The sequence below is a fragment of the Novosphingobium sp. 11B genome (assembly GCF_054589055.1).
The window spans coordinates 10392-19715 of the sequence record NZ_BAAILP010000054.1; the positions used below are offsets into that span (position 1 = coordinate 10392).

Annotated in this window: 7 protein-coding genes and 1 rRNA gene; 3 read left to right on the forward strand and 5 right to left on the reverse strand. The window is 65.1% G+C overall.

All coding sequences use genetic code 11. The features are described from left to right. The 3 genes from ACYPYD_RS04405 to ACYPYD_RS04415 all read right to left on the reverse strand — a co-directional run. Nucleotides 1–306, reverse strand: a 306-nt coding sequence (locus ACYPYD_RS04405) for a transposase (protein WP_459662230.1), incomplete at its 3' end; no start/stop codon positions are given. Nucleotides 307–526: 220 nt separating this feature from the next. Further along, nucleotides 527–1987, reverse strand: a complete 1461-nt coding sequence (locus ACYPYD_RS04410; protein ID WP_459662232.1) for an amidohydrolase — start codon at nucleotides 1985–1987, stop codon at nucleotides 527–529. Between the two features lie 80 nt (nucleotides 1988–2067). Next, the gene (locus tag ACYPYD_RS04415) at nucleotides 2068–4401 is read right to left on the reverse strand and encodes a TonB-dependent receptor (RefSeq protein WP_459662233.1); all 2334 of its coding nucleotides are present in this window, start codon (nucleotides 4399–4401) and stop codon (nucleotides 2068–2070) included. Nucleotides 4402–4575: 174 nt separating this feature from the next. Here ACYPYD_RS04415 and ACYPYD_RS04420 point away from each other — a divergent pair, with 174 nt between their 5' ends. Beyond that, the gene (locus tag ACYPYD_RS04420) at nucleotides 4576–5097 is read left to right on the forward strand and encodes an RNA polymerase sigma factor (protein ID WP_459662234.1); all 522 of its coding nucleotides are present in this window, start codon (nucleotides 4576–4578) and stop codon (nucleotides 5095–5097) included. Continuing rightward, complete coding sequence (locus ACYPYD_RS04425) at nucleotides 5094–6134, forward strand: FecR family protein (RefSeq protein ID WP_459662235.1); 1041 nt, start codon at nucleotides 5094–5096, stop codon at nucleotides 6132–6134. The genes ACYPYD_RS04420 and ACYPYD_RS04425 overlap by 4 nt, the downstream gene beginning before the upstream one ends. A gap of 9 nt (nucleotides 6135–6143) precedes the next feature. On the opposite strand, the gene ACYPYD_RS04430 is transcribed toward ACYPYD_RS04425, so the two are convergent. Both ACYPYD_RS04430 and ACYPYD_RS04435 read right to left on the reverse strand, forming a co-directional pair. After that, nucleotides 6144–7448 carry a TonB-dependent receptor domain-containing protein gene (locus ACYPYD_RS04430; RefSeq protein ID WP_459662237.1) on the reverse strand — a complete coding sequence of 435 codons (1305 nt, stop codon included), beginning with the start codon at nucleotides 7446–7448 and terminating at the stop codon, nucleotides 6144–6146. 15 nt (nucleotides 7449–7463) lie between these two features. Further along, complete coding sequence (locus ACYPYD_RS04435) at nucleotides 7464–8426, reverse strand: TonB-dependent receptor plug domain-containing protein (protein ID WP_459662236.1); 963 nt, start codon at nucleotides 8424–8426, stop codon at nucleotides 7464–7466. 793 nt (nucleotides 8427–9219) lie between these two features. On the opposite strand from ACYPYD_RS04435, the gene ACYPYD_RS04440 reads away from it, so the two are divergent. Further along, nucleotides 9220–9324: ribosomal RNA gene (locus tag ACYPYD_RS04440) — 16S ribosomal RNA — on the forward strand; the annotation flags it as partial.

The window sequence follows — 9324 nt, forward strand, 5'->3', positions numbered from 1 at the left end:
TCGGGCCATCATCAACAAGGTGTGGTTTATCGTCAGCCACAGCCCGTTGTCTCGCCACAAGTAGAACCAATGCCGCACGCTCGACACCGGCGGAAAGCAAGGCGGCAGCATCCGCCATGGCAGGCCTCCGCGCAGTAGGTACAGAATTGCCTCGACGATGCGTCGTAATGGCCATTTGCGGGGCCGTCCGACACGAGACGCAGGTGGAAGCAATGGCTCCAGCAGCGCCCACTCGGCATCCGTCAAATCGCTTGGCAAAGCTAGCCCTCTTCGCGCATGAAGGGCGCGAGTGGTATCGGTCCACATCGTTGAATCCATGGTAGTTTTTGGCGAAACCCATGAATCAATGACAGGCCAAAGCGTCAAGCTAACCTGCTGATACCACTCAACTTATTTTCTGATCAGGCTCTAAGAAAATCTAATAAGGACAGTTGCTTGACCGTCATTAACAGTCATTGAAATGTCATAATGAGAAAAAAGACCCGGTTCCGCGCACTTGGCGGAACCGGGGTCAGGATGGGTCCGGTTAATTCTTTGAAACAGGCGCCTTGCGATAGTCGAGCGAGGGCGCCTTGTCGCCGAGCAGCGAGCGGTAGACGAAGTCCGGCCCGCGCCGTTCGTCCAGTTCCTTCTTCGCGGCGGCCAGCGTGTCCGGGCTCTGGAACAGCTGCACGGCGGTGAGGGCGAGGGTCTTGGCGGCCACTTCCGCGCCTTTGGTGCCGACGCTGTTGCCGCTGGCGGCGACCGCCTGCCAGCTGTGCGGCGGCGTGCCGGGCGCCCAGGTGCCCGCCGACATGCCCGCCGTGGGCGTGGTGTAGCTGACGTCGCCGACGTCGGTGGAAGCGGACATGATCTCGCCGCTGGAATAGGGCTCGACCCCGGCGGTGCGCTTGCGGCCGCCCTTGGGCAGGGTGGCCGCGATCTTGTCGATGAACGCCTGCTCCTGCGCGGTGTAGGCGGGCAGCGGGACCTGCTTGAGGTTGTCGTACATCACCCGGCCCAGCGTATCGTTGGGAAGCAGGTCGAAGGTGCCGCCGATCTGGTCGTACTCGACCGTGGTGCCGGTGCCGAGCGCGGCGCCTTCTGCGGCCTTCTTCACGCGCTCCATGATGTCGGCGACCTGCTGCTGATCGGGGTGACGCACGTAGTAGTAGACCTCGGCGGTGTCGGGCACGACGTTGGGGGCCTTGCCGCCATCGGTGATGACGTAGTGGATGCGCGTTTCCTGCGGCACATGCTCGCGCATCATGTTGACCATGTTGTCCATCGCCTCGACGCCGTCGAGTGCGGACCGCCCGCGCTCGGGCGCGGCGGCGGCGTGCGAGGCGAGGCCGTGGAAACGGAACTTGGCGCTGACGTTCGCGAGCGCATGACCCTGCATGGCGCTATAGCCGTCGCCCGCGTGCCAGTGCAGCATGGCGGAAACGTCTTTGGTCAGACCGGAGCGGACGAGGAAGACCTTGCCCGATCCGCCCTCTTCGGCGGGCGCGCCGTAGACCCGCAGTTCGCCTTTGATGCCGTGCGCGACCATCCAGTTCTTGGTGGCGATCGCCGCTGCGACCGATGCGGCGCCGAACAGGTTGTGGCCGCAGGCATGACCGGCGATCCCATCGATGACATGGCGCTCAGGCTCGGCCGCCTGGGCGAGGCCGGGAAGGGCGTCGTACTCGGCGAGGATGCCGATGACGGGGCCGTCTCCGTTTTTGAAGCTGGCGACGAAGGCGGTGGGCATGCCCGCGACACCGGCGGTCACCTTGAAGCCTGCCGCCTTGAGGTCCTTCTGGAGAAGCCCCGAGCTTTTGGTCTCCTGGAAGCCGACTTCGGCCCAGGACCAGATCTGCAGCGCATTGCGCGCCATCGCAGGGGCACCGCGATCGACTTCGGCGAGGATCGCGGTGCGGTCGGCATCGGCCAGCGGCTCGGCCATTGCCGGAGTAGAAGCGAGCGCGGAAAGGGAAAGCAGGGCGGTACGAAGACGGGATTTCATCGGGCTACATCCTCATCGAAGGGTCGTATCGAAAGGGGTGCCTGCGCGGATCATGGCGATCCGCGCAGGCGGGCAGGGGATCAGCGCTTGCCGAACGACATGCGCAGCTGGGCACCGAACACGCGCGGCTCGTTGTAGACGAGCGTGGTCGAAGTCACCGACGGGGTGACGACGCCGCCGGCAGCAGCATACGTCACATCGAACAGGTTACGCACGAAGAAGCCGAGGTCGATGCCGCGATCCTCGATGTTGTTGAAGTCCAGCTTGAGGTTGACGGTGTCGTAGGCCTTCTGGATGCCGTTGGTGTCCAGCGGACGCTCGACGTACCAGACCTTGGCGCTGTGGAACCAGTTGGCGTTGAACACCATCTCGGCGAAGTTGCCCAGGTACGTCGCGTAGCGCGCACCGCCGCCGATGGTCCACTTGGGCGTGTAGGAGAACTTGTTGTTCACCGGGTTGTTGCCCAGCAGCGGTATGAAGGCTGCGGGTGCGTCGTACTCGTCGTACTTGGCATCGGTGTAGGCGCCGAAGCCCGACAGCGTGAAGCCGCCGACCGGGGTGACCGAGAAGTCGAACTCGGTGCCCTTGATCGTCGCCTTGGCGGCGTTGATGATCAGGCTGCTCGGATCGTTGGCCGAGTTGCCGTCGCCGTCGAAGTCCGCGCCGGGGAAGATCGAGCGCTGGATGTTGTTGTACTTGCTGGTGTAGGCCGCGATGTTGAAGCGGCCCTTCACGCCGCCGATTTCCCAGCTGCTCTTGATACCGACCTCGTAGTCGGTGACCTTCTCGGGCTGGAATGTCTCGAAGCCGTCGAAGTACGAAGACATGCCGCTCTGGTTGTAGCCCGCCGAGCGGTAGCCGCGCCGGTTGGTGATGTAGAGGAACAGGTCGTCGTTGACCTTGTAGTCGAAACCGACGGTCCAGGTCGGGGCCTTGGAGCTTTCCGAACCGGTCTTGCCGCCCTGGGTGGCGCAGGCGTCAGGCCCGATGCGGTCGGCCGTGTCGAGCGCCGCAACCGAGCAGCCGCTCGACTTGTCCCAAGTGTAACGGAAGCCGCCGTTGAAGCGCAGTCCTTCCGCGAAGCCGCCGAAAGCATAGCCGACCTGCCCGAACAGCGCCTTGCTGGTCGAGGAGTTGTAGTTCTCGTTGTAGGTGAAGGTCTTGCCCGGGATCACCGCCGAGTAGGTGACGCTGCCGTTCACGCCGGTCGGGTCGCTCTTGAGGTAGAAGGCGCCGACGATCCAGTCGAGGCGGTCGTTCAGCAGCGAGCCGAGGATCTGGAACTCGTTCGAGACCTGCTCGACGTCGGTGTTGGAAACGCCGTCGTAAAGCGCGAGGTAGGTGCCGTCCATGTCACGGGCGGCCGCGACCTTGCTGCGGCGGTAGCCGAAGATGTTCTTGAAGGTGACCTTGCCGACTTCCAGCTCGGAGGTGTTGGCCACGCCCCAGAAAGTGCGGTTCGAATAGGGATCGATGCTCGTGCTGACGTCGCGCACGCCCGCCGCCTGCTGTTCGGCCAGCGCGATGTCGATGTCGCAGCCCGCGACGCCGCAGTCGAAGTAGGGACGGTTCGCCGCCGTGCGCGCGGTGCCGCCGCCGCTGACGGCCGGGTTCGGGTAGACGCCGTTGAGCACGGTGCCGGTGCCGTTCTCACGCGCGCGATACCAGTCGAACACGGTGGTGTTCTTCAGTCCGTCGACCGGCTCGATCAGGAGCGAGGCGCGGAAGGCGTCGTTGTGGCGGTCGTCGAGATCGCCGCCGTTGCCGTGGTTCTTGGTGTAGCCGTCGCGGCGGGCGATCTGGCCTGCGACGCGCAGGGCAACACGGTCCGCGACGATGGGCACGTTGACGGCGCCCTCGAAGGTCGTCTCGTTGTACGAGCCGAGCGTGACCTGTCCGTAACCGGCGAAATCATAGTCGGGCGCGACGGGGTAGAGCAGCAGCGCGCCGCCAGTGGTGTTGCGGCCGAAGAGGGTGCCCTGCGGACCCTTCAGCACCTGGATCGAGCCGATGTCGAAGGTCGGCACGATGCTGCCTTCGTTGGGTAGCGGCACGTCGGCGAAGTAGGTTACGACCGAAGGCGCTGCGGCGCCTGCCGTCGCGCGGCGCTGGCCGCGGATCACGATCGAGGGCGTATCGCGCGAGGTCTGCGGCGCGACGTTGAGGCCGGGGGTGGTGTAGGTCAGGTCCTGCGTGGAGACGACGGCCTTCTCGCGCAGCATTTCGGAGTTGAACGCGGTGACTGAGACGGGGACGGTCTGGGCGCTTTCCTCGCGGCGGCGCGCGGTAACGACGATGTCGCCGCCGGGCTGGTCGAGGTTTTGAGCGGCAGTGTCGGACTGGGCCTGCGCGGGCGCGGCGATGGCAAGAACGGTGGACGCGAGAAGAAGAGCCGAAAGGCTGCGACAGGTCATTGGTGTGTTACCCCATGGTTGTCCGGCCTGTCCCTGATTGCAGGCCGATATGCGCAAGACGCAAAGGCGCGGGGATCATTCGCTGCCCGTGAAAAAATATATCGGATGACCTTCCGCAGCCTGCGCGGCTATGGAGGCCGGGCATTGGACAGAAGGGCTGATCCGATTTTCTCGTTGCGCAGGACACCGCAGGAAAAGCATGTGCAGGGCCGCCGGCAGGTGACCGACCTGTCGGTGCACGTGCCCGCCCTGCGCCGCTACATCGCCAAGCGGGCGAACCCGGTGGATGTCGACGACCTCGTGCAGGACGTGCTTGTTCGCATGCACGTGCGCGGGCAGGCGGACCCGATCGCCAATGTCGAAGGCTACCTTTTTCAGGTCGCTGCGAGTGTCCTGACCGACCGTGCGCGCCGCGATACGGTACGCCATCGCGGTGCCCATCACGAACTCACCGAAGCGCTGCACCCGGTGGACGACCTCACCCCCGAACGCGTGCTGCGCGGCCGTGAGGACGTCGATCGGCTCGCCAATGCATTGGAGGAAATGCCCGAACTGACGCGCGACGTCTTCGTGCTGCACCGCTTCGAGGAGATGTCCTACGATGCGATCGGACGGCACCTCGGCATCTCGACCAGTGCGGTCGGGCGCAACATCATGAAGGCGATCCGCTTCCTTGCCGCGAGGGATCTGCCATGAGCAAATCCGCCGACAACCTCCCGTTCGACGGCCGGGCGCTGGAAAGGATCGACTCGCCCGAAGCGACTGCCGCTGCCTATTTCAGCATCTTCCGTTCGCCCAAGGCGACGCCGCAGGACTACGAGGACTTCGAAAGCTGGCACGCCCGCGACGAAGCGCACCGCATCGCCTGGGCGCGGGTGGAGCGGGCCTGGGACGGCACCGGGGCCATGCGCGCCGACGCCCGCATCCTCGAAATCCGCGAGCGGGCGCTTGCCAATCGCCGCGACCGCCATGCCTGGGCACGCCCGGCGATGGCAGCGGGGCTCGCGCTGGCGGTCCTCGTCGGCGGGCTGACCTTCCAGCACTATCGCGGGGGCGGCGAAGCGCCTGCGGCTGCGCTCGCGCAAGCGGACAGCCACGTGATCTCGACGGGCGTGGGGCAGCAGAGCACTTTCCGGATGACGGACGGCTCGGCGATCACGGCCAACACTTCGACCGTGCTTGCCGTTTCGGAAAGCGGAACCGAGCGCAGTACTACCATCCGCAGCGGCGAGGCGTTCTTCGAAGTCGCCAAGAACCCGCGAAAGCCTTTCGTCGTCTCGGCCGGGAGCGTCCGGGTGACCGCGCTGGGCACGGCCTTCGCTGTGAGGGACACCGGCGGCCGCGTCACGGTCACGCTTGCAGAAGGCCGCGTGCGCATCGACATGCCGGCGGGGCAGGGCCGTGAGGCCCAGTCCACCGTTCTTCATCCCGGGCAAGAACTCGTGTGGCAGGGCGGCGCCTACCGCATGGCCGAGGTCGCCGTGGACCGCCAGCTATCCTGGCGCTCGGGCGTCCTGAGCTTCGATCGCGTGCCGCTGGAGCAGGCCGTGGCCGAGATCAACCGCTACAGTCCGCAGGAGATCATCGTCTCCAGCCCGCAGCTTGCGCGTCGTCCCATCAGCGGGACATTCCGCATCGGGGTGACGCGCGGGTTCCTGCAGAGCCTCGAACTGGCCGGGATCGCCCGCGTCGAAAACGAAAGCGTAACGCGCGCCGAACTCGTCGCGCCTTGACGGCGCGGGTCATTCGAAACTGTAGCGCAGCCGAAGCCCGATCGTGCGCGGCGGTCCGGGAATGATCGTGGCGGCCGTGTAGGCCGGATTGAGCGTCCCGCCGCCGCTCACGTAGAACCGGTCGGTGAGGTTGCGGCCCCACAATTCCATATCCACCGGCAATCCGCCCGGCCGACGCCATGTGATCGAAGCGCCAAGCAGCCCGTAGGCGGGCTGCCGCGCGAAAGATTCAGTCGGCCTCTCTGTCAGCCGGACGCTGCTCACCCACGCATAGTCTGCGCCTAGAGCGAGAATTCCGAGCCTCGCGGGCAAGGGAAGCTCGTGCGATAGGAACACCGATCCGCCGAACGTCGGCGTATATGTAAAGCGATTGTGCAGCGGGTCCGTGCCCAAAAGCGAGGTCAGGGCGGTGGGGGCATCGATCCGGGTATAACGCGCGTCGATCCACGAGGCGCTGAGGGTCAGCCGGGTACGGGCTCCCAGGTTCGCCGAAAACTCACCGTCTGACCCCGCGACCCGGGCTTTCGCGCTATTGATGTAGAGGGTGATGGGGTCGGTCGTCAGTTCGCCGTCGCCGTCGAAATCGACATCGGGGAACAGCGCGCGCTGCACGTCGTCGTAAAAGCCGATATAGGCCGCCACCGCGTAGGAGCCGCTGATCCCCCCCAAACTCCAGCGCCCCTTGGCCCCGATCTCGAAGTCGGTCAGCGTTTCGGGACGGAAAGTCTGGAAAGGCGCCAATAACCCGCCGAGCGCCGGCGTGTTGTAGCCGCCCGAACGAAACGCGCGGCGGCTGGTGGCGTAGAGGCTGCTGTCTCCCAGCCTACGGGTCAGCGCCAGCGTCCAGGTCAGTCGCCGCGATCGTGCCCGCGCCCTGGTTCCACCCTCGTCGAGGCATTGGCGTTCTGACAACGGCTTGGCCGCGACGGACCGCAGCGCGCAGCCGCCGATCCATTCGCCGGTATACCGCAATCCGAGGTCGGCAGTCAGGGCGGGGGTGAGCGAAGCGGTGACCTGGCCGAAGATCGCAGCGCTGCGGAAAGTCTGGTAGCTCGCGATGTGTGACGGCGGATTGTCAGGCCGCACCAGTCGCGACAGGGTCTGTACCACTGGACCGTCCGGCGCACTGTCCAGATAGAACAGTCCGCCGATATAGCGCAGGCTGCCGCTCTTTCCCTGCACCTGCAGTTCCTCGCTCCACTGGCGCAGCCGGGCATCGGTGACGGAATCGTTGATCGGCAGCGGCGTTCCGTCTCCATCGAGTGTGTAGTGCAGGTCGGTCGTCCTGAGGCCGGCGATGTTGCGGATCAGCAGGTCGCCCTCGCCATATTAGGTGATGTTGCCGATGCCGCGAAACCGCCGCCGAAAGGATGGCGCCAAGCCGGATTGGGAGGTGCGGCGGCCCAGCGTCTGCTGGGTCTCGAAATAGCCGTCGATGTCGCAGGCGCCCGTTCCGCAATCGAAGTAGGGAGCGTTCTGCGCGTCGCGCACGCTTCCTCCCGCGTAGACACCCGCGAGGATCAGCGCGGCGCCCTTTTCGTCGGCATCGAGCATGTCGAAGCTGGTGGTGGAGCGCAGCGGTCCGTCCGGATCGAAACGCAGCACTGCCCGTATCGCATCGGTATGCACATCGTCCGCACGTCCGCCGCCGAGCAGGCGCGTATAGCCCTCGCGCCGCACCTGCTGGCCCGATGCGCGAAGCGAGAAGGGGCCGGACGCGGGCAATTCGACCGCCGCTTCGAGGCGGTGCAATCCGTAGTTGCCGATTTCGCCTTCGACGTAGGAGGCGATGCCTTCGCCCGGTTGTACCGAGCGCAGCAGTACCGCGCCGCTGGTGGCATTCCGCCCGAATAGCGTCCCTTGGGCACCGCGCAGCACTTCGACCGAAGCGATGTCGAACAGCGGCGAAAGCGCTGCCTGATTGGGCAGGGGCACTTCGTCCTGATAGACGACGAGCGGCAACCGGTTCTCGTCGCTGATCGATCGCCGCTGACCGCGCATCACCAGAAGCGGCGTGGCGCTGCTGGTCTGGCCGGTGGCGACGAAACCCGGAGTCATGCGCGCCACGTCCGCCAGGGTGCGAACGGCCGCGTGCTGCAGCGCCGAATTGTCGAGATGGGTCACGACCAGCGGCACGTCGCGCTCCAGTTCGGGGCGACGCCGTGCGGAAACGAGAATTTCGGGGGGCTCTGCGACCGGGGCTGGAGGCTGGGTTTGCAGCACTTTGCGGACCGGCGGCGTCTTTGCGATCAGATATACGCCGGGGGCTACGGTATGAACGGACAGACCCATGCCGCGGGTCATTCGCGTCAACGCTTCGGCCGGAGTCATATGGCCGTGTACGGCATGCGTGCGCCGCGCCTCGCTACCGGGCACGTTGACCAGGATCTGCACTCCGGCCTGCTGCCCCAGCGACGCTACGGCGCGGGCCAGCGGAAGCGCAGGGACGTTCAGTTCCCCGTCCCGGGCGAAGGCTCCGGTCGCCGACCAAATGAGGACTGCGAACGCACAGACGGCATTCGCTATGCTAGCACGCAACCCGAAGTTTTCCCGGCAATTGAGCCATAATTCCCTGTGGCGGCGTGGCTATCGGCATCAGCGACACGCTTCAAGCAAAAGCTGGAAGGGGTTTGGCGCTGGGCTTGTCGGCTCGCAGTCTGCCTTGGTGCGGTTGCCCCCCCTGTTGAAAACATTTTTGAAAATTGGCTGTTGACCGAATCAGAAGCCCCCCTTAGAGGCCGCTTCACCGCAGCGGAGCACGCTTCTGCTACGGTCGCCAACACAGACGGACAGCTAGTTCCCCCGATCGCAAGAACGAGGGATGCTTGGTTGTCCGGCTTTACTGTTCGGCGGGGCTGGCCCGCAAGGCTGGTTCGTTCTTTGACATTGTAGGTTTAGATGAAGGGACATGTGGGCGACGGCGCCTGGTCTCGTGGGTCTTTGGGCCACGGGTACTAGTTTAAAGCAAGCCGATGCCAATACATGTCCTAACGTAACCATACGTTTTACATAGTGCAGGTATCGGCTCCCGGAGTTCGGTGTTTGCGGTTGGCGGCTTTCGGGCTGCACCGTATTCGCTGTGACACAACTTGAGAGTTTGATCCTGGCTCAGAACGAACGCTGGCGGCATGCCTAACACATGCAAGTCGAACGAGATCTTCGGATCTAGTGGCGCACGGGTGCGTAACGC

Excerpts from the sequence above, each read along its gene's own strand:
- ACYPYD_RS04410 (WP_459662232.1), bottom strand. The coding sequence starts at position 1,987 with ATGAAATCCCGTCTTCGTACCGCCCTGCTTTCCCTTTCCGCGCTCGCT.
- ACYPYD_RS04415 (WP_459662233.1), bottom strand. The coding sequence starts at position 4,401 with ATGACCTGTCGCAGCCTTTCGGCTCTTCTTCTCGCGTCCACCGTTCTT.
- ACYPYD_RS04425 (WP_459662235.1), top strand. The coding sequence starts at position 5,094 with ATGAGCAAATCCGCCGACAACCTCCCGTTCGACGGCCGGGCGCTGGAA.
- ACYPYD_RS04435 (WP_459662236.1), bottom strand. The coding sequence starts at position 8,426 with ATGGGTCTGTCCGTTCATACCGTAGCCCCCGGCGTATATCTGATCGCA.